At 62.1% G+C, this 26,240-nt stretch carries 21 protein-coding genes, 1 tRNA gene and 1 pseudogene; 8 read left to right on the top strand and 15 right to left on the bottom strand.

The window, feature by feature from the left end:
• Window positions 1–91 precede the first annotated feature (91 nt).
• From G3I74_RS16335 to G3I74_RS10710, 6 genes and pseudogenes are all read right to left on the bottom strand, one after another.
• Window positions 92–328, bottom strand: a pseudogene (locus tag G3I74_RS16335) (transposase); the annotation flags it as partial.
• 307 nt (window positions 329–635) lie between these two features.
• Entirely contained in the window at window positions 636–2,273 is a 1,638-nt protein-coding gene (locus G3I74_RS10730) for a protein NO VEIN domain-containing protein (protein ID WP_164211575.1), read from the bottom strand.
• Window positions 2,260–2,727: a hypothetical protein gene (locus tag G3I74_RS10725; protein ID WP_164211574.1), complete on the bottom strand. Its 468-nt coding sequence runs from the start codon at window positions 2,725–2,727 to the stop codon at window positions 2,260–2,262. Before G3I74_RS10725 ends, G3I74_RS10730 begins: the two co-directional genes overlap by 14 nt.
• Window positions 2,724–3,086, bottom strand: coding sequence for a hypothetical protein (locus tag G3I74_RS10720; RefSeq protein ID WP_164211573.1), 363 nt, complete (start codon window positions 3,084–3,086; stop codon window positions 2,724–2,726). The genes G3I74_RS10725 and G3I74_RS10720 overlap by 4 nt, the downstream gene beginning before the upstream one ends.
• Window positions 3,087–3,102: 16 nt before the next feature.
• Window positions 3,103–4,491: a site-specific integrase gene (locus G3I74_RS10715; protein ID WP_164211572.1), complete on the bottom strand. Its 1,389-nt coding sequence runs from the start codon at window positions 4,489–4,491 to the stop codon at window positions 3,103–3,105.
• Complete coding sequence (locus G3I74_RS10710) at window positions 4,484–4,735, bottom strand: hypothetical protein (protein WP_164211571.1); 252 nt, start codon at window positions 4,733–4,735, stop codon at window positions 4,484–4,486. Before G3I74_RS10710 ends, G3I74_RS10715 begins: the two co-directional genes overlap by 8 nt.
• A gap of 121 nt (window positions 4,736–4,856) precedes the next feature.
• Between G3I74_RS10710 and G3I74_RS10705 the strand changes: the two genes are divergently transcribed.
• From G3I74_RS10705 to G3I74_RS10690, 4 genes are all read left to right on the top strand, one after another.
• On the top strand, window positions 4,857–5,102 hold the full coding sequence (locus G3I74_RS10705; protein ID WP_164211570.1) for a helix-turn-helix domain-containing protein: 246 nt from the start codon (window positions 4,857–4,859) through the stop codon (window positions 5,100–5,102).
• A gap of 143 nt (window positions 5,103–5,245) precedes the next feature.
• Window positions 5,246–6,727 (top strand): type I restriction-modification system subunit M, encoded by a 1,482-nt coding sequence (locus tag G3I74_RS10700; RefSeq protein ID WP_164211569.1) that lies wholly within the window; start codon window positions 5,246–5,248, stop codon window positions 6,725–6,727.
• Complete coding sequence (locus tag G3I74_RS16220; RefSeq protein WP_164211568.1) at window positions 6,724–7,851, top strand: restriction endonuclease subunit S; 1,128 nt, start codon at window positions 6,724–6,726, stop codon at window positions 7,849–7,851. The genes G3I74_RS10700 and G3I74_RS16220 overlap by 4 nt, the downstream gene beginning before the upstream one ends.
• Window positions 7,852–7,857: 6 nt before the next feature.
• Window positions 7,858–11,265 (top strand): DEAD/DEAH box helicase family protein, encoded by a 3,408-nt coding sequence (locus G3I74_RS10690; RefSeq protein ID WP_164211567.1) that lies wholly within the window; start codon window positions 7,858–7,860, stop codon window positions 11,263–11,265.
• 19 nt (window positions 11,266–11,284) lie between these two features.
• Here the strand turns inward: G3I74_RS10690 and G3I74_RS10685 are convergent, their stop codons facing one another.
• The 6 genes from G3I74_RS10685 to G3I74_RS10660 form a co-directional block, all read right to left on the bottom strand.
• Window positions 11,285–12,112 (bottom strand): MipA/OmpV family protein, encoded by an 828-nt coding sequence (locus G3I74_RS10685; protein ID WP_164211566.1) that lies wholly within the window; start codon window positions 12,110–12,112, stop codon window positions 11,285–11,287.
• 735 nt (window positions 12,113–12,847) lie between these two features.
• Window positions 12,848–13,396: a FlgO family outer membrane protein gene (locus G3I74_RS10680; RefSeq protein ID WP_239056873.1), complete on the bottom strand. Its 549-nt coding sequence runs from the start codon at window positions 13,394–13,396 to the stop codon at window positions 12,848–12,850.
• A gap of 2 nt (window positions 13,397–13,398) precedes the next feature.
• Entirely contained in the window at window positions 13,399–14,148 is a 750-nt protein-coding gene (locus G3I74_RS10675) for a hypothetical protein (protein WP_164211564.1), read from the bottom strand.
• 248 nt (window positions 14,149–14,396) lie between these two features.
• Window positions 14,397–14,472: transfer RNA gene (locus G3I74_RS10670), tRNA-Thr, on the bottom strand.
• Window positions 14,473–14,636: 164 nt separating this feature from the next.
• Window positions 14,637–14,900, bottom strand: coding sequence for a type II toxin-antitoxin system RelE family toxin (locus G3I74_RS10665; RefSeq protein WP_164211563.1), 264 nt, complete (start codon window positions 14,898–14,900; stop codon window positions 14,637–14,639).
• Window positions 14,887–15,120: a CopG family transcriptional regulator gene (locus G3I74_RS10660; protein WP_164211562.1), complete on the bottom strand. Its 234-nt coding sequence runs from the start codon at window positions 15,118–15,120 to the stop codon at window positions 14,887–14,889. The genes G3I74_RS10665 and G3I74_RS10660 overlap by 14 nt, the downstream gene beginning before the upstream one ends.
• Before the next feature lie 118 nt (window positions 15,121–15,238).
• Here G3I74_RS10660 and G3I74_RS10655 point away from each other — a divergent pair, with 118 nt between their 5' ends.
• From G3I74_RS10655 to G3I74_RS10640, 4 genes are read left to right on the top strand one after another with little or no spacing between them, the layout of a single operon-like run.
• The gene (locus tag G3I74_RS10655) at window positions 15,239–15,484 is read left to right on the top strand and encodes a hypothetical protein (RefSeq protein ID WP_203594672.1); all 246 of its coding nucleotides are present in this window, start codon (window positions 15,239–15,241) and stop codon (window positions 15,482–15,484) included.
• On the top strand, window positions 15,481–15,918 hold the full coding sequence (locus G3I74_RS10650; protein ID WP_164211560.1) for a type II toxin-antitoxin system VapC family toxin: 438 nt from the start codon (window positions 15,481–15,483) through the stop codon (window positions 15,916–15,918). Before G3I74_RS10655 ends, G3I74_RS10650 begins: the two co-directional genes overlap by 4 nt.
• Before the next feature lie 16 nt (window positions 15,919–15,934).
• Complete coding sequence (locus G3I74_RS10645) at window positions 15,935–16,825, top strand: DMT family transporter (protein ID WP_164211559.1); 891 nt, start codon at window positions 15,935–15,937, stop codon at window positions 16,823–16,825.
• A 51-nt stretch (window positions 16,826–16,876) separates the two neighbouring features.
• The gene (locus G3I74_RS10640) at window positions 16,877–18,346 is read left to right on the top strand and encodes a winged helix-turn-helix domain-containing protein (RefSeq protein WP_164211558.1); all 1,470 of its coding nucleotides are present in this window, start codon (window positions 16,877–16,879) and stop codon (window positions 18,344–18,346) included.
• Window positions 18,347–18,353: 7 nt separating this feature from the next.
• Here G3I74_RS10640 and G3I74_RS10635 read toward each other — a convergent pair whose 3' ends face one another.
• The 3 genes from G3I74_RS10635 to G3I74_RS10625 all read right to left on the bottom strand — a co-directional run bounded on the left by G3I74_RS10635 (window position 18,354) and on the right by G3I74_RS10625 (window position 26,153).
• A complete protein-coding gene (locus G3I74_RS10635) occupies window positions 18,354–19,448 on the bottom strand; it encodes an efflux RND transporter periplasmic adaptor subunit (protein ID WP_164211557.1) in 1,095 nt (364 codons plus the stop codon).
• 18 nt (window positions 19,449–19,466) lie between these two features.
• Window positions 19,467–22,547, bottom strand: coding sequence for an efflux RND transporter permease subunit (locus G3I74_RS10630; protein WP_164211556.1), 3,081 nt, complete (start codon window positions 22,545–22,547; stop codon window positions 19,467–19,469).
• A gap of 243 nt (window positions 22,548–22,790) precedes the next feature.
• Window positions 22,791–26,153, bottom strand: coding sequence for a TonB-dependent receptor domain-containing protein (locus tag G3I74_RS10625; protein ID WP_164211555.1), 3,363 nt, complete (start codon window positions 26,151–26,153; stop codon window positions 22,791–22,793).
• Between the last annotated feature and the right edge of the window lie 87 nt (window positions 26,154–26,240).

Here is a 26,240-nt window from a genome sequence, read left to right as displayed (position 1 = left end):
GGCGCAGTTTTTGGTGAGCCCTGAATGAGTTTGGCTACATCCGGGTTTCGCAAAGCCCTGATCGCTCACATCGCCTGATCTGCCTGCATTTTCATAGTCTTTGGAGTCGAGCTCGGATTTGACCGGGTAGATTGAGGCCCCCGACCCTCAGGTAGACCGTTTCGGAAAACGCGTCGAAAGGGCGAAAGCCAATCACCCGATTCTTGAGGTTTGTAACAATTCGATTGAGCCCTTCGGCAACGGCATTTGTCATGCGGTTGCTAATGAAGGCCAGGACGGCATCCTGGTGGCGTTGGATGTTATGGAGAACTTGCGCAGCGACCCCAGTCGGCTGAGCTCGGCAGGTCGACCTGTCCCAGCAATAGCCTCAAGCTGACCATGATTGCCAATCAGGCGATCCAGAAAGAGTTTCTGCAGGTTTTCAGTGCGCTGTAGCGCGCTGCGTAACATGAAATCGGGCCAGATTTACGCGACTTTTGGGGCTATTCCAACCGCTCAACCCACACAAAACCGCGAAGAGCCGAAGAAAGTCCAGCCGGGAGCCCAGGCGGCGCGCTTGGCGTGATCGCGCCCCCTACAAAGAAAGCCCGGGGCAGTCACCCACCCCGGGCTCTCGCTTCGGTCTTTCGCAAACCCTAGTCGTCGCTGGCCTCGAAATCGTCCACCGACAGCGCCTCCGACTGCTGCAGGAGCGACTCCACATCGTCGGTTGCGACCTTCTTCAGGTCCCGGCCCTTGACCTTGAGCGTCGTATGCGGAACCAGCCGGGTTTCCCTTTCCGGCTGCAGCCACTGGTAGGGGTTGCGGATGAACCGGATCTCATCGTCGGCATCGGGCCGTTCCTCGACCAGCACCAGCCAGTAGTTCGTGCCCAACTCCTCAGCCAGCTCCCACTGACGCTCACCGATGATGCAATCGATGCCGCCGGTGACGACCTTGACCTCAAAAACCCACAGCGGCTCCCCCTCAGTGTCCAACTCGTAGTCCCAGCCGCACTGATCGCGCGTCCGGTCAATCAGGCAGCCCCGGCGGGGCAGACCGCGGCAGGCGTGGTACTGAGCAAAGCTGCGCTCACCGCGCGCGCCGGTCTCGTCCCGGCTCCGACGGGCCTTGCGGTTCTGGCACCTCTGGCGGGCCAGGCTGTCGGCTGTGCCCTTGATCACCGGCTGCACTTGGCAGGAATGGATCACAGGGATATCGGTCATGGTGATCTTGCTCCAGGCCACGATGATCGGCTTGACCCAATCGCCCTGCGCTTTCGGGATGTTTTTGTGTCGCGGCACGATACCGGGCCGCTTCAGGCGGTCGTGGGTCTTGATGGCCATCATGGCCCGGGCGAACAACTGAGCCTGGCCAGGCAGACCCCCCTCGCGCCGATTGGCGACCTGGATGGCCCGTGTGATCAGACCGGCGGTGTCGCTGCCCTCATGGGGGTCGTGCGACCAGCAACCGGCGAAGATATCGGACCACATCCCGACACGGTCCGGATCACGAGCCAGACTCACCAGTGCGGCTGTCAGCACAGCCGGGGCACCCAACTCGCTCGGGATCTCCATCGCGTCCAGGACATCGCGGGCATCATCCAGCGCCCCGACCTCAAACCCAAAGGGCTCCAAATCCCGCACCGCCCTGGCCATGTCCATTGCCAGATCAAGGTCCATGGGGTGCTCGATCACCGTGGGCGTCAGTGCAGGCAGCCGCCCCAGCAGGTCCTTGGGCGGGCGGAACCCGTCCGGCGCGCGCCGCAGGCCTTTGCGGGTACGGACCTGCTCCAGCAACTCATCGATCTTCACCCGCGCTGGCTCGCCGGTCAGCCAGAGCGGCTGGCCTGCATCCAGGGCGCTCAACCAGGCCATGGCGGCTGCCAGACTGACCTGAAACAGGTAGTGCTGGTATTCCGGGCGCAGGGCCAGGTCGCGGTTCCCGGAGTGGCGCAGGATCTGCTGCAGCAGCCAGCCGGGCGGGTCGATCCGGCCATCGCGATGGCGGGTCCAGCGCTCCTGGTTGACCAACTCCCAGAAGGCAAAGACCCGAGGGTCCAGCGCCGTGGTCACCAGCGCGGCCGCCAGCACCCCGCTCTGAAAGATCCGCAGCTTGGGGTCAAGTGCGTCCAGCCGCCTGATTTCATCTGCGTAGATCGCCCAGCCCGACTGGATCGTGACGGCGGGCACGCCGGGCTGCCAGGTGCGGGGAATGCCCCGCACGGCCAGGGCCAATGCCAGCAGGATGTTCCCAATGCGGAACAGTTTGCTCAAGTAGCTACGGTTTTTCATGGTATTCCTCCTTTTGTTGGTCCATGAACTGAGAATTCGAATTTCGGGCACGCGGGCTCGACGGCCGCTGACGCCTTTTGGGGGGCGCGCAGGCCAGGCTTGGTTCCCAGTACGGCCGCGGCAGCGCCGATGCCAGGGCGGCTGGCGACGGCACCTCGACCTCGCCGGCTCGATCGGGCCACAGGGCCTGCAAATGCTCCAAAAGGCGTTCTTCGATGGCGACCAGGACGTTGGCCACCGGCTCGCGATCGGCCATGCGAGCCAACTCCAGGCGAACCCAGCAGCACAGCGCCGCTTGGTTGCAGGCCGGTGCCTCGGGTGCCAGACCCAGGGCCAGGTCGGCCCCCGATGGAATCTGAAACACCCCCACCAGGTGAGCGGCGATGGATGCCGCGCTCGGTGCAACCAGCCGATGGGCGAGTGCGGCTGCGCGATCGGTCTGCCGCCCGCTCATGCCCGCGACTCCGCGACCAGACGGCGCATGGCGTCAAGAAAAGCGAAGCTGGGCAGCGGGTCGTCGCGCACCACGTCCACCACGATCTCGGCCCAGCGGTGCGGGTACAGATCGACCAGGATCAGGGCCAGGCGCTCGCACATGACCTGGCAGAGGTTGTCGTGATCATCAATGTCGGGATCGAGCAGCTGCTCGCCGATCCAGCAGATCAGTGCGCTGCGATTGGAAATCTGATCGGGCTGGCCAAGCACCATGATCAGACTGCGGTCATTCGGAATCCGGAATCGACCCATGCAGTGATCGGCGATACCCTGAAAGTTCCGGTAAAGGTGTTCCATTACGGCGCGATTGCTGCTCATATGCCCTCCTTGGCGTTCAGCGTGAGTCATTTCGAAACAGGCGCGTGACTGTTGCGGTCGGGGATGTGGTGCTGCGCTCCTTTCGACCCGATGCCGGCTGCTTGCGGGTCTTGCGTTTTTCGAGTTGGCAGGGCTCGTCAGGCTTGACCCTCGGGCCCTGATCGCTCAGTAGCCGGTCGATGGCCGAGCCATCTCGGCGGGTCAGGTCCTGGACGTACCTGGAATACCGGGTAAACAGCATTTCTGTGTTGGTATGCCCCATCAGTCGGGCAATCCACTCAGGATTCTCGCCCGCAGCCAGCAGCAAAGTCGCCGTGGTGTGCCTGGTCTGATAGGGACGGCGGTAGCGCAGGCCGAGGTAACCCAGCAGGGGCTTCCAGATCCGGTTGGTGAAGTTGCCGGTATCGACCGGGGCGTAACTTGACCCGTAAAACACCCACTCCACGTGCTCCGGGCAGGCTTCTCTCTGCGCCAGGAGCGCTTCGCGCACCAGCGGCAGCATCGGCACATCGCGGCAGGAGTCGTAAGTCTTGGCACCCTGCTGGATCTGGCCGTCGACCAGGGTCTCGCGGACGAGGATCTGGTTGCGCTCGAAGTCAATGTTGTGCCAGCGAAGCCCGTGGATCTCGCCGGACCGCAGCCCGGTGAAAAACCGCGTAATGAAGTACGGGCGCCACTCCGGCCGGCAGGTATCGATGATCGAGTTCACCTCGGTCAGGGAGAACGGCTCGACGTCGGGCTTGGGCGTCTTGAGCGGCTTGATGCCGTTGGTTGCGGGCGAGAACTCGAAACGCAGGCTGGCCTCGTTCAGAATCTGGCTGAGCCAAAGCACCACCGAGTTGACGCGCACGTTCGACAGCCGCCGCCCGCCCCGGCCGGGTTTTTTGGACAAAGCGGCTCGGAAAGCCAGCACATCGGCCCGGCGGATCTCGTGGACGGGCTTCAGGCCAAACACCGGCAGGATGTGCTGGTCCAGCGCACCTCGGACCGACTCCTGGTATCGCGGCCGCCAGCCGGGCTCGCACTCGTTGAACCACGTCTCGGCGAAATCGGCAAACAGCGGCGTCTGGGGTGGCGGTGGCGCCGGGGCGGCGACCACCACCGGCGCAGGCGGGGCCTGAGTCAGCGCAGGGTCTGCGGGCGGCGCAGCCGCAACAGCAGGCGCAGGTGCCGGCGGCGCCACCGGCCTCGGGAACTGCCCTGCCCGCTTGGAGTTCGGAAAATGCGCCGCGTAGTCAAACGTGCCCTGCCTGATCTCCTGCTCGATCTGGTTCAGCAGGTTCTGCGCGGTCTGGCGGTTTTCAGGGGTGTCCTGAAGTGACAGATACTCTCTGCATCGAACCCCATGAAGCCGGAAGTCGATGAAGATGCGGCCAGTGTCGGTGCGAACGCGGACGTTACCCATTGGCGATCACCCGCATTTGTTCTCTAGGGGTAACCGGTCGCAGCGCCACAGAGTGCTTGACCATGTCACGCTCAATCGTCTGCCAAATGAAAAGAATTTTTCTTTGCCCAAATGGCCTGATGTAATGAATCCCCTCGATCAGGACCGAGTCCTTGAGTTGGGACCGTATGGTCCTCGGGTCGTACTTGATCCGAGCTGACAACTCCTCGGTAGTGATGTACTCAATCGCGGCTTCGTGGTCCATCCCTTCCTCCTGCTTGTGCGTTTGCCCAGTTTTCTGTGCTTTCGATACCAATATAGGGCATTTAGTTCAATTGTCAAGAGGTTTGTGCAACAATTCATAAAATTGTGCATTTGAGACCGAAATGCTGCGCTACAAACTGAAAGAGCTAATCGCCGAGAAGGAATTTCAGGAGTCCCGGCGGGTAACGGCGCTCGAGATTTCCGAAGCGACCGGGATTGCGCGCAACACGCTCTCCAAAATGCTGAACCAGCCTGGCGCGAGCGTTCGCTCCGAATACCTGGACCGGCTATGCACCTACTTCGGATGCAAGATCGAAGAGCTCGTCGAACACATCCCCCCGCAACGCGTTCCTCGGCAAAAGCGGTAGCAACTTCCGCAGCGACGGACCAACGCCCTACCGCCCTGAAAGCAGATTCCGTGCATCACCCGGCGCCACCTTAGGCCCCGACCTGAGGGCCGCCACTCTTGGTAAACTCTCCGGTGGTTGGGCACTTTGGGGAAATCCGCACCATGATCACCGGCGAACTCAAGTCCCGGGTTGACCGCATCTGGAACACGATGTGGTCCGGGGGGATTTCCAACCCCCTGTCTGTCATCGAGCAGCTGACCTACCTGCTGTTCATCAAGCGCCTGGACGAGCTGCACACGCTGCGCGAGCGCAAGGCTGCACGGCTGGGCGGGGCGATCGAGGATCCGGTGTTTTCCGAGGCGCAGGATCGGCTGCGCTGGTCGCGGTTCAAGGATTTCAGCCCGGAGGAGATGTTCGAGACCGTCCGCGACGAGGTGTTTCCGTTCATCAAGGCGCTGGGCACCGGCAACGGTGACGAGGAAGGCACGACCTACTCGCACCACATGAAAGACGCCATGTTCATGATGCCCACACCCCGGGTGCTGGCCAGCGTGGTCGACCAGCTCGACGGTATCGACATGACCGACGCCGACACCAAGGGCGATCTGTACGAGTACATGCTGGGCAAGATCGCCAGCGCCGGGCAGAACGGCCAATTCCGCACGCCCCGGCACATCATCCAGCTGATGGTGGACATGACCGCACCGACGCCGAACGACCGGATCTGCGACCCGGCCTGCGGCACGGCGGGATTCCTGGTCGCGGCCTCGGAGTACCTGCGCCAACACCACGCCGACGCGATCTACCGCGACGAGGCCTCGCGCCGGCGCTTCAACGAGTCCACCTTCCACGGCTACGACTTCGACTCCACCATGCTGCGCATCGGCAGCATGAACATGCTCCTGCACGGGGTCGAGAACCCGGATATCCGCTACCGCGACTCGTTGGCCCAGGCCGACGAGACGGATGCGGAGAAATACTCCCTGATCCTGGCCAATCCGCCGTTTGCCGGCAGCCTGGACTACGAGTCCACCGCCAAGGACCTGCTGCAGATCGTCAAGACCAAAAAGACCGAGCTGCTGTTCATGGCCCTGTTCCTGCGCCTGCTGCAGATCGGCGGCCGGGCCGCGGTGATCGTGCCCGACGGCGTGCTGTTTGGCTCCAGCACCGCGCACAAGAGCCTGCGCAAGATGCTGGTCGAGGACCAGAAGCTGGACGCGGTGATTTCCATGCCCTCGGGCGTGTTCAAACCCTACGCCGGGGTCTCCACCGCCATCCTGGTGTTTACCAAGACCAACTCCGGTGGCACCGAGCACGTCTGGTTCTACAAGATGGAGGCCGACGGCTACTCGCTGGACGACAAGCGCAACCCGCAGCCGGACAAGACCGATCTGCCGGATCTTGTGGCCCGATGGAATGATCGGGCAGCCGAGGCAGATCGGAAGCGTACTGACCAGAGCTTCCTCGTTCCAAAAGCAGAGATCGCAGCGAATGACTATGACCTGTCGGTCAACCGTTACAAGGTAGTCGAGTACGAGGCGGTGGAGTACGACCCGCCGGCGGTGATTCTGGCGCGGTTGAAGGAGTTGGATGAGGAGATTGCAAGGGGGCGGTCCGAATTGGAGGAGTTGTTGTCCAAGTGAGTCCACTCCATGAAATTGCTGCCATTCTTCGTAACGGAAAGTCTATCCGTCAGTCTTCGGAAGCCGGAGGGCTGCCGATAACTCGAATCGAGACGATTTCTGACGGAACCATCAATCCGGCAAAAGTGGGGTATGCGGGGCTCTTCGAAGAAGATGCAGCAGGCTGGCTCTTGCAAGACGGCGACATACTTATCAGTCATATAAACAGCACGAAGCATCTCGGTAAATGTGCAATCTACGAGGGTGTTCCGCAAAAGCTAGTTCACGGCATGAACTTACTTTCGTTAAGGGTTGATCGGGAGAGTGCAGAGCCAAAATATGTCTATCACATCCTTTCCTCTCCATCCTTCCGGCGCCAGCTACCTCGGATTACCAAGAATTCGGTAAATCAATCTAGCTTCAACATTTCAAGTTTTAAGAGACTCCGGCTCCCCCTCCCGCCACTCCCCGAACAGAAGCGCATCGCGAAGATTCTGGATGCGGCGGACGCGCTGCGGGCCAAGCGCCGCGAGTCCCTTGCCCAACTCGACGCCCTCCTGCAATCCACCTTTCTGGATATGTTCGGCGACCCGGTGGAGAATCCGAAGGGGTGGGAGATTGCGACTCTTGGAGAGGTTGCTAGAAACGAAGATGGGCGTCGTGTTCCGCTGAAAAAAGCAGATCGAGATCAGATTGACGGAATTTATCCTTACTACGGTGCATCTGGGATCATCGATTACGTAGACGACTATATCTTTGACGGCCCGCGCCTACTCATTGGGGAAGATGGAGCAAACCTAGTAGCACGATCAACTCCCGTCGCCTTCATCGCTGAGGGTAAGTATTGGGTCAATAATCATGCTCACGTACTAGCTTATAGCGGATCAGCTTCACTTATCTTCTTGCGTGATCTGGTGAACCTCATCGATTTGAAGCCATATATAACTGGAACGGCGCAACCCAAATTAAATCAAAAACAGCTAAACCGAATAAAGGTACCTATTCCACCGATGGATCTTCAAGAAAGGTACTGTCTCATTGTGTCAGCGGTAGAAAAGCAACGCATAAACAGCATCAAACAGATTGACGAACTTCAAGCCTTGTTTTCCTGTCTTCAGGGCCGCGCTTTTATGGGCCAGCTATAGCGCGCCATGACCAACTTCGCCTTCCTCCCCAACCGCTTCAGCGCCACCGCCGCCGCTGCGACGAAGGCGGAAGGTCATATCCACTGCGACCCACGCGCTGCCTGCTTCCACGCCCGCTTCGCCCTGGAAGCCGCCCTGCACTGGCTCTACAGGTTTGAGGGCCGCCTGAGCCAACCTTACGACCGCAACCTCGCCGCGCTGCTCTACGAGAACAGCCTGCGCCGGGTGATGGACGAGCGGGTGTTTCAGAAAGCCCAGCTGATCCACAAGATCGGCAACAAGGCCGTCCACGACCGGGCCAGTGTCTCGGTCGAGGAAGCGATGCAGGCGGTTCGAGATCTGCACCATTTCTGCTACTGGCTGACCCGCACCTATGCCCCCAACCACCCCCGAGATGGTGCGGCGTGGCGCGACGAGCGCGTGCCGGCGCCGGTGGCCGATGATGTCGTGCCGCGTGAGCAGCTGGTCGAGCTGGAGAAGGAGCTGGAAAAACGCTCCGAGGCCGAATTCAAACGCCAGCAGGAAGCCGACGCCCAGAATGCCGAGATCAAGGCGCTGCGCGAAGAAATCGCCCGCCTGCGCGAGCAGGCCGAGGCCATACCGGACACCCACGACTATTCGGAGGCCGACACCCGCCGTCACCTGATTGACCTGGACTTAAACCGCGCCGGCTGGAAGCTGGACCGACCCCGCGACCGCGAGTACGAGATCCAGGGCATGCCCAACGCCAAAGGCTACGGCTATGCCGACTACGTGCTGTGGGGCGACGACGGCAAACCGCTGGGCGTGGTCGAGGCCAAGAAAACCACAGTCGACCCGACCGCCGGGCGCCAGCAGGCCAAGCTCTACGCCGACTGCCTGGAGCAGATGCACGGCCAGCGCCCGCTGATCTTCTACACCAATGGCTACGAGACCTGGGTTTGGGACGATGCCCACTACCCGCCGCGCAAGGTCGCCGGGTTCTACCGCAAAGACGAGCTGGAGCGCCTGATCCGCCGGCGAGACAGCCGCAAACCCCTGGACGTCGGTCAGATCAACGAGGCCATCGCCGGGCGCTACTACCAGAAACGCGCCATCGGCAGCATCAGCGAGGGGCTCACCAGGGGACAGCGCAAGTCCCTGCTGGTGATGGCCACCGGTACCGGCAAGACGCGCACCGCGATCGCCCTGGTCGATCTGCTGCAGCGGGCCAACTGGATCAAGCGGGTGCTTTTCCTGGCCGACCGGGTCTCGCTGGTCAACCAGGCCTGCAGCGCCTTCAAGGCGCATTTGCCCGAGTCCAGCCCGGTCAACCTGGTCACCGAGAAAAACACCGACGGGCGGGTGTACCTGTGCACCTACCCGACCATGATGGGCCTGATCGAGAAGGCCACCGAAGGCCGGGGCGAGGCGCGCTTCGGTGTGGGCTACTTCGACCTGATCATCATCGACGAGGCTCACCGCTCGGTCTACCAGAAGTACCGGGCGATCTTCGACTACTTCGACTCACTGCTGGTGGGCCTGACCGCCACGCCCCGCGAGCAGGTCGACCGCAACACCTACGAGCTGTTTGATCTGGAGCCCGGCGTGCCCACCGACGCCTACGAGCTGGACACGGCCGTGCGCGACGGTTTTCTGGTCCCGCCCCGGGTGCAGCAGGTGGACCTGCGCTTCCCGCGGGAGGGCATCGACTACGAAGACTTAAGCGAGGAGGAAAAGGCCCACTGGGAAAGCCTGGACTGGGGCGACGACGCGGACGAAGAAGGCCTGCCCGACAAGGTCAGCGCGGCGGCGATCAACAGCTGGCTGTTCAATCAGGACACCGTCGACAAGACGCTCCAGCACCTGATGGAGCAAGGCACCCGGGTAGCCGGCGGCGACCGACTGGGCAAGACCATCATTTTCGCCCGCAACCATGACCATGCCGCTTTCATCGAGGAGCGCTTCAACCACCACTACGCCGAGTTCAAGGGCCAGTTCGCCCGGGTGATCGACAACTACGCCACCTATGCCCAGACCCTGATCGACGATTTCTCGCAAGTTCACAAGCCGCCGCATATCGCCATCTCGGTCGACATGCTCGACACGGGCATCGACATTCCTGAAGTCGTGAACCTTGTTTTCTTCAAGCCGGTGTACTCGAAGATCAAGTTCTGGCAGATGATCGGTCGCGGCACCCGGCTGTGCCCGGACCTGTTCGGCCCCGGCATGGATAAGGAGAATTTCCGGGTCTTCGACTTCTGCTACAACTTCGATTTCTTCAAGGAAAACCCCGAGGGCATCGAAGGCAGCGGCGGCGTGCCGCTGGGCACCCGGCTGTTCCGCGCCCGGGTGGATTTGCTGAGCCAGCTGCAGAACGACCCGGGCCGGGACGATGGGCTGGAACTCGAGATCGGCCTGGCCGACCAGCTCCACGCCGAGGTCGCGGCGATGAACCGAGACAACTTCATCGTGCGCATGCACTTGGAAGCCGTCGAGCGCTTCCAGAAGCGCGAGGCCTGGGAGCGCCTGAGCGATCATGACCAGCAGCAGCTCAGCCAGCACCTGGCCGCTCTGCCCAGCCAGATCGAGACCGACGATGTCGAGTCCCGCCTGTTCGACCTGACCGCCCTGAAAATGCAGCTGGCCCTGCTGGAGGGCAACCAGAATATGTTCGAGAAGCAGCGGCAGCGGGTGATGACCGTAGCCGAGCTGCTGGACGACAAGACCACCATCCCGGCCGTCGCCCAGCAAGCCGCCTACCTGCAGGCCATCCAGACCCCGGAGTTCTGGGAAGGCATGACCCTGGACCTGCTGGAGGAAATGCGCCGGCGCGTGCGCGGCCTGGTGCCCTTCATCGACCGCCAGAAGCGCACCGTGGTCTACTCCAACCTCAAAGACGACATCCTCGGCATCCGCGACGGCGAAGTCATCCCCATGCCGCGCATGACCGGCGCCCAGTACGAGAAGAAGGTCCGGGAGTACCTGAGAACCCACTTGGACAACATCGTCATCCAGCGCCTGCGCACCAACCAGCCGCTGACGGAAAAGAATCTGGAGGAACTTCAGGCCATGCTGATCCAGATCGGCGAGGAAGAAGGCGAAACCTTGCTCTCCGACCTCCTGGCGCGCAGCCAGGCACCGTCACTGGTCCACTTCGTACGCTCACTGGTGGGCATGGACCGGGCTGCTGTTCAGGCCGCGTTCTCCAAATTTCTCAGTGACGAGAGTCTGTCAGCCCGTCAGATCCGGTTTGTCGAGCTGATCATCGACCAGCTGAGCCAGAACGGCGTGATCGAGGCCAAGGCGCTGTATGAGGCGCCGTTCAGTACGCTGCATAGCGAAGGGCCGGAGGCGTTGTTTGCGGGCAAGGAGAATGTCGTCGACGGGCTGTTTGGCACCTTGCAGCAACTGGAGCCGCAGTTGCCATGCCAGATCACCAGCAGCGCTGGCTGAGTCCAACAGTACAAGCGGTCTAGAATACGTAAATGAATCCGAGGCCTACTTCGGCTTCATAGTTGTTGCGGGCGATTGGACTGTCGGCAATGTCGCTACCATAACGTTCATAGAGCACTTCGCCGAAAATCTGCCAATGATCGTTGAGATAATTCCGATAATTGTAATGAGCCCCGATCGAGCGAAATCCTCCGCTTAGGTTGGTCTCATCCAGTCCCGATGCAGCCGCCTGAGCCGGGTCTACGCCAAACTCTGTATTGGCAAGATCGCTATCGTGAAAAACCGCAACGATAGAAAATTCAGAACCGGAGCCGTCTTCCCGCTCGCCGAAACGACGGCCCAACCCAAAAATGCCAAGGTTTCCGTTTTCACCGATTACAACTCGAGAATCCAACCAATAACGCCAATCAGCATCGAAAGCTCGACGCGCTTGCAGCGCGAACTCAAGACCCTCATCTGTGTCTCCGAGTCCATCCAACCGACCGTCATCGGAATCACTTTCTTTACGGCCTTCTTCGAAGCCTACGATGGCCTCTAATAGCCACGTATCAGAACGAAGACCACGCCAACCCAGAGCCTCACCGGCAAAGAAGAAAATATCATCACCCCTACGCCACTGTACTGCACCAGCAGGCTGTGCTTCGAAGCCGAACTCATCCGACCCTTCGTAAGCAGACTCGTACTCAATACCCAGGCCCAGCCCGAAGGCCCACCCATCTTCACCCCTCGTGAAGTCGTCGAGCGAGGCTAAGGGCACCAACGCTGATTTTCCATCCTGTGCAAATGCTGTTTGAAAGAAGACAGCGTGCATGAGCACTAACAATACTAAACCTGCGAACTTTTTCATTAAAATTCTGTTCCCGTTTGTGTGCTTAAATAGCGGCCTCAATCGCTTCGGCAAACTCTACACCAAAGCCTGATCCCTCTTACTCATACCAACCTGCAGCAGCTTCTGCCTTTTCCGCCGCCTGTCGGAGAATTCGTACTTTACAAATCTATCGGCGCTTCAACTTCGCGCGAACCTCTTCCCGAAACTCGGTCACCTCCACCAAGTCCGCTTGTCTGACATCAATTTCACGGATCCGTTAGGAAATATCTCGCTCCCGGGCATCTTCAACTCCGTCGTCGCAAAGTGCATCGAGACTCTGGATCTCTGGATCAGGTCGTGGGTCAGTTCCGACCGCTCAGCCTCGAAAACGCCCAAGGCTTGGGGCCCTTGGCGCTGTAGGGGTTCAGCGGTTATGAGGTCTTCAGAATCGACCACTATTCAATGATATCACTCATCGCGTCCCGAATAATAGATTCAAACCGACACCGGAATGCTCCGCGGCAACAAAGCCAATTGAGGTCGATGGCGGCGCCGGTTGAACCAAACCTTGGGCGTCTGTGCTTCATCAATCTCGAAGGAGTGCGGTCGCGGGAGCGATGTGATGCGCTCGCTGGAGCCTTGGGCGGGTCAGAATACTGTGCTAATTCAGGAGTACAAGCGTGACTTCTGGGTGCCCGTTGATTTCGCCAGCGCGGAAGAGAATGACGAGGTCATCCGAAGATTGGCAGGGTGGAGATTCTTAGGCGATCATGCTTAGTGCAATAAACGACGCATGTTCGGGCCGATCGATAATTCAAAGTTATCTGCCGCAAGCACAAGCGCGTCGCTAGAGCGCACCAGTTTGCTGGTGACGTAAACAATGTCGTGAGCGACAGTATAGGTGCCTACAACCACTGCGTCCGCCTCATATCGGCTAGCCAGTCGCGCCACATCGCGCGTTAGTAGAAACTCACCTTGTTTGGGATCAATATAGAGGGTATCACTGAGCAGAATTTCAACGACATTAAACCCCCTGCGGGTGATAGAGGCTGCCGAATGTTGACCGAGCATGCGACCCAGACGTGAAGACCTCCCCAACGCATCCACATTGGCGAAACTGGTAACGATAAGGACGTGGTCTCGCTCCAGTGAGGGTGCAGCCCGCATCATGCGCCGCATAGAGCGCTCAACCTCGCGTCCGACATTGGAATCCCCCGACGAACCTAGACCCAGGTTGGTTCTGATTTGCTGGCAGCCACTCAAGAGGGCTGTGCTGAGCAAGGCTATCAAGATCAACCGTGTCCAGCGACCGACCCGAACCATACTCACGTGTCCCCTCCGTTGGGACCGGCGACCTTGAACTCTGGCCGACGCGGCTCATTTTTCATTTCGGCCTCAGGCGCCACACCGTCATATAGTTCCTGATCGACAGCCCGGAAGTAATAGACGGAACTGTTTGAGTAAACCACCTCAGTATTGGCCCTGGCGGTCGTTGTTAAAATGATTTCTGTATTTGGTGTCTCGGTGTCGCTGTTGGCGGAGTTGTATGCATCCAGACCGACAGCAATGGGAAACAGCATGATTCCAGGCCTTGATATCTGCAGACCTTTTGCAAGAAGGAACCCCACTACCGTCGAGCCCGTGTAAAAGCCGGAACCGACGTTTTGCTGGGTCCGCTCGCGATAGCTCAGTACTTGAATATGATAGGTAAGTTGAAAATCTGCGCCTCGGTCAAAAACGCGCATCTGGTTACTCAGTAGCCCTTGACTGAGCATATGGTGGTAGGCCACCGCGAAATCCGAACGTGTACTAGTACTTTGCTCCGGACCCGAATCGGCCAGTGTAAAGGCTGAACCTGTAGGGAAGCGTCGGGCAAGGAGCGAAGCCTCATTTTCGGCGATCAACTGCCAATGCGCCGCCGCCATCATCTTGGCCTGATAGATTTGGGGAAACTGTTCCGCTTCCGGGTAATCTGCAGTGGGATTGCCCGAGGAAAAATGCGCGCATCCAGTAAGCAGCAGAGACACAATCGTCACCACCAAAACACTACGCAACCCCACTAATACTGCTCCCATCTCAAGCCCTCTGAGGTGTCTACTCTCAACTGCTTGGAGTATAAGCAGCCCTGATTGCGATTGCCAACCCTACCGTTGTGGCGCGACGGTTCAGGCCTGGTGTCTGAGGTGGCTTGAAAGTGGCGGCGCACCAAGCTGTGGGCCCATTTTGGGCCCACTCTGGGCCCGGGCGGGGCCCACGACACAGCTTGGGCCCAACCGAAAGGCCCCGAAGGGCGTATAACGTATTGAAATAAAACGTTTTAATTTGGTGCCGCTGGAGAGATTCGAACTCCCGACCCACGCATTACGAATGCGTTGCTCTACCAACTGAGCTACAGCGGCATTTGTCAGTGCCAATGCCCGTTGTGGGCAGGGGCGGCATTATAGCGGTTTGACCTAGCCAGTGCACGAACACGGCATCTCAGATGATCGCCGGACTCACGCAGTCCTGCTGCGTTAGTCAGGTCATGGGTTCGGAACAAGCATCTATTGAATGGCATGGCCCACTATCGACGCTTGTAGACGTGCTTTCGATGGCCAACTTTTACGACCGTCACGACAAGAAGCTCATCTTGCACTTCATAGACGACTCGGTATACCCCCTGTCGGATTCGGTAGCGCTCCTGGCCCGAGAGTTTTTCACTGTCGGCGGGGCGGGGGTTTTCCTGCAGCCACTCCAGGCGCTGAAGTATGCGGGCAACATCCTTGTTCGGAATCGAGCGAAGGTCCTTGGAGACAGACTTCCTGAATACAAGCTTATAGTTTGCCATGAGCCTTCAAGTCGTCGAGCAAAGCCTCATAGCTCATGGTTGGCTCAGAAATCCTTTCCTCGAACGCGGCCAGATCTTCCTGGTCCTCAGCCAACGCCGCACGGACAGCATCGTTGACGATCTCTGACAGGGAACGATGCGTATGCGCAGCCTTCAGACGCAGCGCCGCGTGCACCTGAGGATCGAAATAAACCGTGGAACGCTTGGATGTATCGCTCATGGTATTCGCCAAATGTCGGGCATGCCATTATAGCGTCATGACATCAAAGCGTCTGGCATTGCACTCCCGCATGCACGTTGATACCATCTCACCCATATTGTCAATACGGTTGACCCATATGAAAACCACGATTGAGCTGCCCAATGACTTGCTGAAGCAAGCCAAACAGACTGCGCGGGCCGAAGGTGCGACGTTGCGCGCCCTGATTGAAGAAGGGTTACAGCACGCTCTCCGCGCCCGAGAGCAGCGCAAAATAGTCGGCCTGGACTTCCCGACGTTTGGCGGCAGCGGGCTGACCGAAGCGTTCTCTGAAGGCGACTGGTCGCAGCTTCGCAACGAGATCTATCGTGGTCGTGGCGGATGATCGCAGTCGATACCAACATTTTAGTCTATGCGCACCGTCCGGAAATGCCGTTCCATGGACGTGCCCGTGAAGTGCTGGATGCAGCATTGCGGAGACCGGAGCCGGTTGCCGTGCCCTGGCCATGTGTGCATGAATTTTTGGCCATCACCACGCATCCCCGAATTTTCCGCGAGCCAACACCGATTGACCTGGCGCTGGATGCACTCGGTCGCTTGCAGCTTTCTCTGACTGGTGGCTTTCTGAGTGAGGCCGATGGCTATCTGGAGACACTGGACACGCTGGCCCGCCCGACCCAACTTCAGGGTCCGATCATCCACGATGCTAGAATCGCCGCCATCTGCGGCTATCACGGCGTTCGTGAACTGTGGTCCGCCGATCGGGATTTTTCCCGCTTCGCCTCCCTGAACGTCCGCAACCCCTTAGCCGAGCCCTGACATCTGCACTCAGTTCATGGAAGCCGTCAACGAAAAGCGCGCGCTGCTGTTCGCCCTGGGGGCGGTGCTGATGTGGTCGACGGTGGCCACGGCCTTCAAGCTGTCGCTGGAGCATCTGGCGCCGATCCAGCTGCTGGCCTGGGCCTGCGTGGCCTCGGTGCTGACGCTGGGGCTGTTGCTGGTGGCGACCGGCCGGCTGGGTCAGGTGCTGCGCGGCAGCCGGCGCGATTATCTGTACTCGCTGGCGCTGGGCTTGATCAATCCCCTGGCCTACTACGTGGTCTTGTTCGAGGCCTACGATCGGCTGCCGGCCCAGGAGGCGCAGCCGCTCAACTATACCTGGGCGTTCACGCTAGCGATCCTCGCCGTCCCCCTGCTCGGGCAGCGGCTGACACGCATGGACGTGATCGGCGGACTGGTTGCCTATTCCGGGGTCTGGGCGATCGCCACGCGCGGCCAGGTGCTGGCGCTGGAGTTCGCCAACCCGGTCGGCGTCGGTCTGGCGCTGGGCAGTACGGTGCTGTGGGCGCTGTACTGGATTTTCAGCACGCGCGATACCCGCGACCCGCTGGTGGCGCTGTTTACCAATTTCTCGATGGCCCTGCCCTTCGTGCTGCTGGTCTGCGCGCTGACCGAGGGGCTGGCCGTGCCGGACTGGCCCGGGCTGGTCGGCGCGGCCTACGTCGGGGTGTTCGAGATGGGGCTGGCGTTTGCGCTGTGGCTGGGTGCGATGCGGCTCACCCAGAGTACGGCGCGGATATCCAATCTGATCTTTTTATCACCGTTCCTGTCGCTGTTTTTTATCCGCAGCCTGGTCGGCGAGACCATTCTGCCGTCTACCTGGGTGGGGCTGGCGCTGATCGTGGCCGGGCTGGGCCTGCAGCGATCATTTCGCCCGCGCGCCTGATTGTGGCCCGCTCGCGTCTGGAATACCATACAAACTCTGAAATGAACGCCCATGGAAAAGCCAGCGCTTTACACGTTTGAAAACTTTTCTTTCGCGCCCCGCGAAAGCCGCCTGCGGCGCGGGGACGAAGACGTGATTCTGGAGCAGAAGGTCGCCGATCTGCTCCATGCCTTCTGCCGTCGGCCAGGACAGGTGCTGACCAAGACCTGGCTGATGGAAGAGATATGGCCGGGGCGGGTGGTCAACGAGGACAGCCTGTCGGTAGCCGTGAGCAAGCTGCGCCGGGTGCTGGGCGACCGCGCCGCCGCGCCCAGATACATCCGCACGGTGACCGGGACCGGCTATCTGTGGCTGCCGCAGGTCGATCGGGTCGACGCAGCGGCCGAAACCACGACCACCGCGCACACGTCGCAGCCGCGACGAAAGATGCTTTCAGGCCTGGCGCTGGCCGGGCTGCTGATGGCGGCTGCCGGGGCCTGGTGGATCAGCCGGGACCCGGCGATCAAGCCGGACGCGGCCGCCGTAGCGCCGATCGTCGAGGCCGCGACCGGCGAGCTCGGAGCGCTGCTGGGGCAGGCCCAGGAACGCCTGGGCAGCGACAACGCAGAAGATCTCCGCCAGGCGGTGGCCGATTTCCGCGAGGTTCTGAATCAGGATCCCGACGCGGTCGCCGCCTACCTCGGCATTGCGCAGGCCAAGATGGAGCTCAGCGCGCTCGATGGCCATCTGGAGATCGAGCTCTATGCCGAAGAGGTCCACGCCCTGCTCGATCGGGTGCTGGCGCTGGATCCGGCCAATACCGATGCCTGGCTGCGCAAGGGCGAGCTCTACCTGCTGGCAGACTGGGATATCGATCGGTCCGAGCAGGCGTTTTTGCGCGCGCTGGAGCTGGATCCGGACAACCCCATGAGCTACCTGCCCTACAGCGAGTTGCTGCTCACGCTGGGCGAGTTCGAGCGCGCCGAGGAGGTCTTGAACGGGCTGCGCCGGACCAATCCGGCCTCGTACCGCTTCGTCAACATGACCTTTGTCTATTACATGCGCGGCGAGCTGGAGCGGGCCCTGGCCGAGGTCAAGCGTCTGATCATGAGCGAGCCGGAATCGCACTATTTTCAGCGCATGCTGCTGCGCATTACGCTGCTGCTGGGCGAGGATGACCTGGCGTTCGAGCAGCTGACCACGCTGATGATGGATGCCGGCATCGACGAGTCCCGGATCGCGCAATATGCCGAGGTGTATCGACAGCGCGGCATGGCGGCGGTGTTCGCGCGCCTGCTCGACGAGCGCCTCGAAGCCAACATCGGTCACTACATTCCGCCGCTGAGCTGGGCCCGCTACGCCATTCACGCCGACCGCCACGAGGCCGCGTTTCGCTGGCTGAACGCGGCCGTCGATGAGCGCCAGCCGGCGGTGCTGCTGCTCAACGTCGATCCGATCTATCTGCCGCTGCGCAACGATCCGCGATTCCGGGAGTTGCTGGATCGCCTGCCGCCGCGGGCAGGCAATCCGATTGCCGGATAGTGAGCCATTAACTTTCCAGCGTGGTCACCGGAAACTCGTTCTGAGACAGCACGCTGACCAGGTCTCCGCTGCGAATGGACTCGGCACCGCGCACGATGACCTGCTGGCCGGCGGCGAGCGCACCGCTGACGCTGATGTAGTCGCCGTGATCGGCGCCCACTTCCACCGGAATCGCCAGCGCCCGACCCTCATCATCGAGCACGAACACCCGGATCTGCTTCTCGCCCAGCACCAGGGCATCGCGCGGCACGATGAACTGGGTTGACGGCAGCGCCGTCGGCACGGCCACGCTGATCAGCTGGCCGATGCGAAACTGCGGGGCCATGTCCTCGGGCACGCTCAGATAACCCAGGAAACTCTGCGACTGCTCGTCGCTGACCGGCACCGTGGCGCGCACCGCCATCTCGGCGCTGCCGCTTGACCAGTGCACGCGCAGTTTGCCCAGCGCGTCGGGCAGCGCGCTGTGCGCCAGCGGGCCGTGGAAGCGCACCTCGAGCGCGTCGGTGCTGACCAGCTTGGCCACCGGCTGGGTCGCCGACACGCTCTCGCCCTGCTGCTGGAAGCGCCGCGCAACCACGCTGTCGAAGGGCGCGACGATGCGGGTCCGGTCCAGGTCATCGCGGGCCCGATCGATCTCGACTTCCAGCAAATCGGCATCCGTGCGCGCCATGCCCAGGTCGGCCTCCAGGGCATCAACGTCGCGCGCCGAGATCGACTGCCGCTCCTGCAGGCGACGGTAGCGGTCCAGGTCGCGCTCCAGGCGCCGGATCTCGATGCGCTTGCGGCTCAGGCGCGCCTCGAGCTCGCGCACCGCCAGCTCGAAGGGGCGCGCGTCCAGCCGGGCCACGGGCTCGCCCCGGGCCACCCGGGTGCCGGGCTCGGCGACCCAGACCAGCGAGCCGGCGATGCCGGCCGAGACCGCCGAGTCGTGGCGGCTCTGGACGGTGCCGGTCACCATCAGGGTCGGGCTGACCTGCTCGGACTCCACGGCGACCACCGACACCACCGACTTCGGCGCGGCCAGGGCCTTAGGGGCGGCCGGCGACAAGGCGGCTGCGACGGCGACAACAGCGGCGTAGGTCATGGTTTGGATATGTTTCATGATGGATCTCCTCAAGCGTCAGGAAGTCTGAAGAACACGATGGGGCGCGGTACGGACGCGGCGCGCGCTAAAGCGGGCCCGCCAGCGCAGCGCCGAGGCCATGAACAAGACGGTAAACAAGGTGCTGGTGAGCATGCCGCCGACGATGACCACGGCCAGGCCGCGATAGATCTCGCTGCCGACCCCAGGCACCAGCACCAGCGGCAGCATCCCGACCACCGAGGTCAGGGTGCTCATCCAGATCGGCCGGACCCGCGTTTCGACCGCCATGCGGATCGATTCTTCGGGAGTCAGCCCCTCGGCCCTGCCGCGCCGGGCCCGGTCGATCAGCAGGATGGCGTTGTTGACCACCAGCCCCATGAGGATCACGAAGCCGATCATGGTCAACAGGTCCAGCGACTGGAACGCAAACAGGTTCAGCGCGCGCAGCCCCAGCACGCCGCCGGCCAGGGCCATGGGCATGGAGGCCAGCACGACCAGGCTGTCGAGCGGGGATCGAAACAGCGCGGTCATCAGCAAAAACAGCACCAGCACCGCAAAGGCAAAGTTCCAGATCATGGTTGCGATCGTGTCGGCCAGATCGTCCGACCCGCCCGAGAGCCGCAGGTGGATGCCGGGGCTGACCTGGGACCGGGCCTCGTCCATGATCGGGGCCAGTTTCTCGAGCGTGGCTTCCAGCGACATGTCCGCCGGCGGCGTGATCGCCAGGGTCAGCGCGCGCTCGCCGTTATCGCGCCGCAGCTGGCTTGGACCGGCCTGGCGGCTGGCGTGGGTGAGCTGACCCAGCGTCTGCACCCCGCTTAGTGGCGTGGCCATGGGGATCGCCTGGAGCTGCTCGGGGCTGGTCCAGTCAGGCGCCTTGAGGATGATGTCCTGGCGCCGGTTGCCGTCGAACTGCTCGCCGACATACAGCCCGCCGGTGACCGCGCGAACCATGTCCGCGACCTGGTTGCGGTTGAGGCCGGCCTGGGCAACGGCATGATCGTGGGGGGTCAGGACGAGTTGGGGCTGGGCATCGTTGAGGCCCGGCAGCGGCCGGATTGCCGAGCCGGGAATCTCGCTGCTGATGCGCTGCATGGTCTGGGCAGCCACCTGGCGCGAAGCCGCGTCGAGCTCGCCGGTGAAGTTCAGATAGACCGACCGCGCGCCCCCCACGTTCAGGCTGAGCAGAGACGACTGAAAAGAAAAGGCGCGGGTATCGGGCAGGTTGACGAGGATTTCGCTGCGCAGCAGATCGAGTACGGCCTGCACCTCGCGCGGATTTTCGGGGTAGACGAACAGGACCTTGCCGCCCTCGCTCATCGCCAGGTTGTAGCCGCGGATGGCCGGCGACTTTTGCCCCGTTCGGTAGGGTTCGAGTCGACGCACGACGGTGCGGCCGATTTCCTTGTCCAGGGTTTCGTAGCTGGCCCCCGGCGGCACCGAGAATACGGTCATGATGCCCTCCCACTTGGCCTCGGGCAGAAAGTCGGTCTCGGGAAGCAGGGTCCAGATCAGCGCCGCCGCGCCGGGCCCGAGCAGCACCAGCCAGACCAGGGCACGGCGATCGCTGTCGGCCAGGGCCAGGTAGCGCCGGGCCAGGCGGTGCCAGAAGCGCGGCGGCTGGGCGCCGACGTCGCGGCGGCGCAGGAAGACGCCGGCCACCACCGGCACCAGGAAGAACGCCCCCAGCATCGAGGCGCAGACCGCGACCGCCATGCTGACGGCCAGATCGAAGAACAACTGCCCTTCCACGCCCTGCATGAACACGATCGGCGTAAAGATCGCCACCGTTGTCAGGGTGGAGGCAAACAGGGCCGGCGCGACTTCGGTCGTGCCCTGCAGCACGGCTTTTTTAAGCGGCTTGCCGTGCTGGAGCAGGCGCACGATGTTTTCCTGGACCACGATGGCGGCATCGAGCACCAGGCCCACGGCGAAGGCCAGCCCGGCCAGCGAAATGATGTTGAGGCTGCGGCCAAGCCAGTCGAGCGCCAGCAGGGCGGCCAGCAGCGAAAACGGAATGGTGATCGCGATCAGCGCGGTCGCCCGCCAGCCGCGCAGCATCAGGTAGAGCAGGCCCATGGCCAGGACGATGCCCAGCCCGAGGTTGCCCTGCACCAGCGCGATGGCGCGCTTGATGTGTTCGGAGGAGTCGAAGCTCAGCACCAGCTCCAGCTCGGCCGGGGAGAGATGGTCGGCGTTGAGCCGGGTGACCTGCTCTTTCAGCTCGGCCATGAGCTCCACCGTGTTGGCGTTGGTGGCCGCAAACAGCTGGATGTAGAAAGCCGGATCGCCGTCGCGGTAGGCGAAGCCGCGCAGCGGCTCGTGGCCCTGGCGCACCTCGGCGATCTCGCCCAGCTTGACCGGGCGGCCGTCGTTGTAGGCCACGATCATCTCGGCCCACTGATCGCCGACGAACTGGCCGGCAAAGCGCACCGTGTATTCTCTTCGCCCGACCGGCGCGAACCCCCCCGAGACGTTGCCGGAACTGCGGATGCGCGCGATCAGGCTGTCCAGCTCCAGGCCCAGCGCCGCCATGCGGTAGGGGTCGAAAATGATTTCAAGCTGCGGCTCGCGGAAGCTGTTGAGGCCGACGTCGCTCACCCCGGGAATGGCGCGCAGGGCGGGGGCCACGGTTTGCCGGATCAGTTCCTGATCTGCGGTGAAGTCGTCGTCGGCGCCGTCTTGGGTCTTGCGGATCAGCAGGGTCGCCAGCGGCTGCTCCAGCCCCCCAAGACTGATGTATGGCTCGCCAGCGTCACGCGGTCGCGGCGGCGCCTGGTTCATGGCGTTGATCACGTCCATGCGCTTGGCCTGCATGTCGGTGCCGACCTCGAACGACAGCGAGGTGATGCTGAAGCCGGCCCGCACCGATGAGTTGATCCGCTCCAGCCCGACGATGGAGCGCAGCACCTCCTCCTGGGGCTCGACGATTTCGGATTCCATTTCCGCCGGTGCCGCCGAGCGCCAGAAATTGAGAATGACGATGCTGGGCCGCTCGAGATTCGGGGTGAGCTGCACGGGCAGGTTCACCAGGGCGGCCAAACCCATGATGCCGACGATCACGAAGACCACAATCGTGGCAACCGGGTTGGCGTGGCTGAGCTTGAACAGGTTCATGGCGCGATCTCCGGCGGATGGGGTGAATGTGCGCTCCATCCTGCGCATCACCGCCTGATCCGTCCTGAAATCACGCCTAAGCTTTCGGAATCATCCCGAATCAGCGCTTAAGAATCAATTCAAGTCAATGAAAATAGTAATTTTTTTAGATAAACGGAAAACAAGTAGGACCTGGCCTTTAAAGGCCCTTTAAAAAAGGCCGGCGCAGGGGCCGGCCTTTTTAAGACATCGCGCGAGCCGCGATCAGAACCGGGCGTTAAGCCCCAGAAAGTACTCGCGGCCGATGATGCCGACCGGGTAGGACCGCGACGTCAGTATCGGAGACTCATCGAAGATGTTGTTGACCCCGGCGATGATGCGAATCGACTCGTTGGCCATGTATGAGCCGCTCAGATCGTGCCGCCACATGTCGCCGGTCCAGGCGTTTTCGACGTTGTCGGCGTTGGTGTTGTCGATGCGCGGCGAGAACTCCAGGAATTTGCCCCAGTAGTTGGCCTGCCAGTTCAGGGTCAGGCGATCCCAGCGCCAGCGGGCAAAGGCGCTGAAGGCGTCCTTGGGCTGGCCGTTCTCGTAGAGCAGATCATTGACGATGCTGTCGTCGATCGGGTCCTCGAAGCGCTCGAGCTTTTTGACCCAGTTGCCGGTGATACCCAGGGTCATGCTGCCGTAGGTGTCGAGCGCCTGGGCCAGGCTGCCCAGCTCGAAGTCGTAGCGGGCGGCGTAGTCGACGCCCTGGGTGACGACCTTGGCGAAGTTCAGCTGGCTGCTGACGAACGACTGGAAGCCGAGGAAGGTCGGCGAGTCCGGATCGCGGTCGCGAACGAACTGCTCGCAGAACTGGTTGGGGAAGCTGGCGGCATCGTAGCAGGCGTTGACCAGTTCCTGGACCCCGATGGACGAAATGGCGTCATCGATCTCGATGTCGTACCAGTCCACCGAGATCGACAGCCCCGGCACGAAACGCGGCTCGAGCACGATGCCGGCGGTGAAAGTGTCGGCGGTTTCCACGTCCAGGTTGGGGTTGCCGCCGGTAAAGCCGGAAAAGCGCGCAGTCAGCGGATCGGTGAAATCGCCGGGCAGACCATCGGCCGCGCAGTTGGCGGGACGATTGGCGGTTCCGTCGTTGATGTTGGCGACGTCACACGGGTCGGTGGGCCGCGCCGTGGACGGCTGCAGCGGCGAGAACAGCTCGTTGATGTTGGGCGCGCGCACCGTCTGCGACAGCGTCGAGCGGAAGCGGATGTCCTGGATCGGGGCATACGACAGACGCAGATTCCAGCTGTCGGTGCCGCCCAGAGTCGAGTAATCCGAGTAGCGGTAGGCCGCATCCAGGGTCAGGTCTTCCACCCCGGGCCGGTTGTTGAGCAGCGGCAGCGAAACCTCGGCAAACACATCCCGGACATCGAAGCTGCCTGAGATATTGGCGGTCGGCGCATCGATCGGGAAGACCCGCGAAGCCGCCTCGACGATGCCCAGCGGGTCATCCTGGGGTTGCTCGAAGCCGTCGGCCGTAAACGAGCTTTCCTCGTCGCGGTACTCGAACCCGACCACCATGCCCACCGGCCCACCGGGCAGGCTGAACCAGTCGGAGCTGTCGCCAACCACGAAACCGCTCAACACGGTCTGCTCGATGGTGCGCTCGCGCGCCATGTCGACGATGATGAAGTCGGTCGCTGCCTGGCTGGGCGCGCCGACGCCGAACAGGTTGATTGGCACGCACTGGCCCTGGCCGGGGGTGAAGGTCTGGAAATCGCGGAAAGGTCCGGCGCTGCGCAGGAAAGAGCCGGCCGGCAGCGCGCCCGGGTCGAGCTCGGAGCGACATACCACTTCGCCGCTGGCCGGATCGACGACCGCATCGGCGGCCGCGTAGTAGCGGTCCAGCGCCAGACCGGTGAACTGGGTATCGGCGGTGGTCCTGCCGTAGTTAGCGGCCAGCTCGTAGCTGAACGGTCCGTTGCCAATCTCGCCTTCCAGGCCGGTGACGAAGCGCACGGTTTCGCGCCGGGCGATGCTGCGGCGCTGGCCCATGTCGGTCATGTCGCGCCCGATCAGGATGTTGACGTTGTCGAGCACGAACAGGTCGGGGTTGGCGTTGACGAAGGCCTCGATCGGATCGCGCAGGTTCTGCGGGATGTAGGGGTTGTCCCAGCGCAACACCTGCGAATCAAAAAAGCCCTGGACCGCCTGGCTGCCGTCGTCGATGGTCTTGGAGCGGGCGTACTTGCTCTCGAAGAACCAGCGCGTGGACGGCGTGATGTCATAGCGACCGTTCAGGTTCAGCACGGTGCGCTCGTCGTCTGGCGTGATCGACTGGCCGTCGCGACCGCCCGAGGTGCCGTCACCGCCGAACGCATTCTGGGTGCCGGCCAGCAGACCGTCCTGGAACACGTCGGCGCCTTCACCCGGCGTGCGCGTTACGTGGCAGCCGGCAAAGAAGCCGAAGCGCTGCAGGACGACGCCGTTGACGGTCTCCAGGCAATCCTCGACGCCGTTGCCGTTGATGTCGAAGATCAGCCCGCCCGGTGGGCGATTGACCGTAATCGGAGAGCCAAATTCCTCGAACTCGTTGCCCGGGAAGGTCGACAGAAACTCGTCGCCGAACCAGTCCACACCGATCAGCGAGCCATAGCTGGTCAGGTTAAAGCGACCGAATGGCTGCAGGCTCTGGCCCGGCACGCCGTCGATGCGGTTGCACAAGGGATCACGGGCATTGCCCAGGGTACCGTCGCCGTCATCGCAGAATCCGGAGATCTGGCTGCCCAGCAGCAGCGGATCAAGGCCGAACTCGGCGATATCGGCGGCCTGGATGAAACGCACCGGGTTGGGCCAGACCGAGCCCAGGCGATCGCCGCGGGTGTGGGCGCGGTCGCCCTGGCGCAGGCCCTCGGTATCCTCGTGGGTGAGCGAGAAAACGACGTTGCCGCGTCCGGCCCCGAAATTCTTGCCGAAGGTCGCCGAGATCAACCGGCGGTCGGCGTCGCCGCGATCGGAAAGGTTGTACTGGGTGGTGATATCGATGCCCTCGAAGTCATCCTTGAGCACGAAGTTGACCACGCCGGTCACGGCGTCGGCGCCGTAGACCGCCGAGGCACCGCCGGTGAGCACTTCGGCCCGTTCGACCAGCGCCGCCGGAATGGTGTTGACGTCGACCGAGGCGCTGCCGGCCAGGCCGGCCACGTGGCGGCGGCCGTTGACCAGGGTCAGGGTTCGCACCGAGCCGAGGTTGCGCAGGTTGAGAATTCCGGCCCCGGCCGCACCCGCCGAGGTCAGGTTGTCGGTGGCATTCGCCGAACCGAGCAGCGCGGGCAGGTCGTTGACGATATCGATGACGTTGAGCTCGCCGGACAGTTCGATGTCCTCGCTGTCGACCGACTGTACCGGCGCCGGCGAGATCAGGTTGGGATCGCGGGCGATGCGCGAGCCGGTGACCACGACGCGGTCGGTGACTTCTTCCGAAGTCTCGGCCTGGGCGTTTTCGTTCTCAGCAGCTTCGTCCTGGGCCGCGGACTGGGTCTGGGCGTAAACCGGCACGGAGCCGAGCCCCAGCGCCAGCAGCGCGGCGGAAATCGCTGTCACCAGCGCACGGGGTTGCAGGGTCGTGGTCATTTTTCTTCTCCTGGGCTGAAACCGACGGAGAACAAAAAATAACCCATCTTTAACAGTGATGCAACGCACAAGAAATGCGGATGTCAG

This window comes from Wenzhouxiangella limi (assembly GCF_010499265.1).
Classification (GTDB): domain Bacteria; phylum Pseudomonadota; class Gammaproteobacteria; order Xanthomonadales; family Wenzhouxiangellaceae; genus Wenzhouxiangella; species Wenzhouxiangella limi.
This window is presented reverse-complemented; position numbering and strand designations above follow the sequence as displayed.

Coding starts and splice junctions, on each gene's coding strand:
- G3I74_RS10730 (WP_164211575.1), bottom strand. CDS start 2,273: ATGAAAAACCGTAGCTACTTGAGCAAACTGTTCCGCATTGGGAACATC.
- G3I74_RS10725 (WP_164211574.1), bottom strand. CDS start 2,727: ATGAGCGGGCGGCAGACCGATCGCGCAGCCGCACTCGCCCATCGGCTG.
- G3I74_RS10720 (WP_164211573.1), bottom strand. CDS start 3,086: ATGAGCAGCAATCGCGCCGTAATGGAACACCTTTACCGGAACTTTCAG.
- G3I74_RS10715 (WP_164211572.1), bottom strand. CDS start 4,491: ATGGGTAACGTCCGCGTTCGCACCGACACTGGCCGCATCTTCATCGAC.
- G3I74_RS10710 (WP_164211571.1), bottom strand. CDS start 4,735: ATGGACCACGAAGCCGCGATTGAGTACATCACTACCGAGGAGTTGTCA.
- G3I74_RS10705 (WP_164211570.1), top strand. CDS start 4,857: ATGCTGCGCTACAAACTGAAAGAGCTAATCGCCGAGAAGGAATTTCAG.
- G3I74_RS10700 (WP_164211569.1), top strand. CDS start 5,246: ATGATCACCGGCGAACTCAAGTCCCGGGTTGACCGCATCTGGAACACG.
- G3I74_RS10690 (WP_164211567.1), top strand. CDS start 7,858: ATGACCAACTTCGCCTTCCTCCCCAACCGCTTCAGCGCCACCGCCGCC.
- G3I74_RS10685 (WP_164211566.1), bottom strand. CDS start 12,112: ATGAAAAAGTTCGCAGGTTTAGTATTGTTAGTGCTCATGCACGCTGTC.
- G3I74_RS10680 (WP_239056873.1), bottom strand. CDS start 13,396: ATGGTTCGGGTCGGTCGCTGGACACGGTTGATCTTGATAGCCTTGCTC.
- G3I74_RS10675 (WP_164211564.1), bottom strand. CDS start 14,148: ATGGGAGCAGTATTAGTGGGGTTGCGTAGTGTTTTGGTGGTGACGATT.
- G3I74_RS10665 (WP_164211563.1), bottom strand. CDS start 14,900: ATGGCAAACTATAAGCTTGTATTCAGGAAGTCTGTCTCCAAGGACCTT.
- G3I74_RS10660 (WP_164211562.1), bottom strand. CDS start 15,120: ATGAGCGATACATCCAAGCGTTCCACGGTTTATTTCGATCCTCAGGTG.
- G3I74_RS10655 (WP_203594672.1), top strand. CDS start 15,239: ATGAAAACCACGATTGAGCTGCCCAATGACTTGCTGAAGCAAGCCAAA.
- G3I74_RS10650 (WP_164211560.1), top strand. CDS start 15,481: ATGATCGCAGTCGATACCAACATTTTAGTCTATGCGCACCGTCCGGAA.
- G3I74_RS10645 (WP_164211559.1), top strand. CDS start 15,935: ATGGAAGCCGTCAACGAAAAGCGCGCGCTGCTGTTCGCCCTGGGGGCG.
- G3I74_RS10640 (WP_164211558.1), top strand. CDS start 16,877: ATGGAAAAGCCAGCGCTTTACACGTTTGAAAACTTTTCTTTCGCGCCC.
- G3I74_RS10635 (WP_164211557.1), bottom strand. CDS start 19,448: ATGAAACATATCCAAACCATGACCTACGCCGCTGTTGTCGCCGTCGCA.
- G3I74_RS10630 (WP_164211556.1), bottom strand. CDS start 22,547: ATGAACCTGTTCAAGCTCAGCCACGCCAACCCGGTTGCCACGATTGTG.
- G3I74_RS10625 (WP_164211555.1), bottom strand. CDS start 26,153: ATGACCACGACCCTGCAACCCCGTGCGCTGGTGACAGCGATTTCCGCC.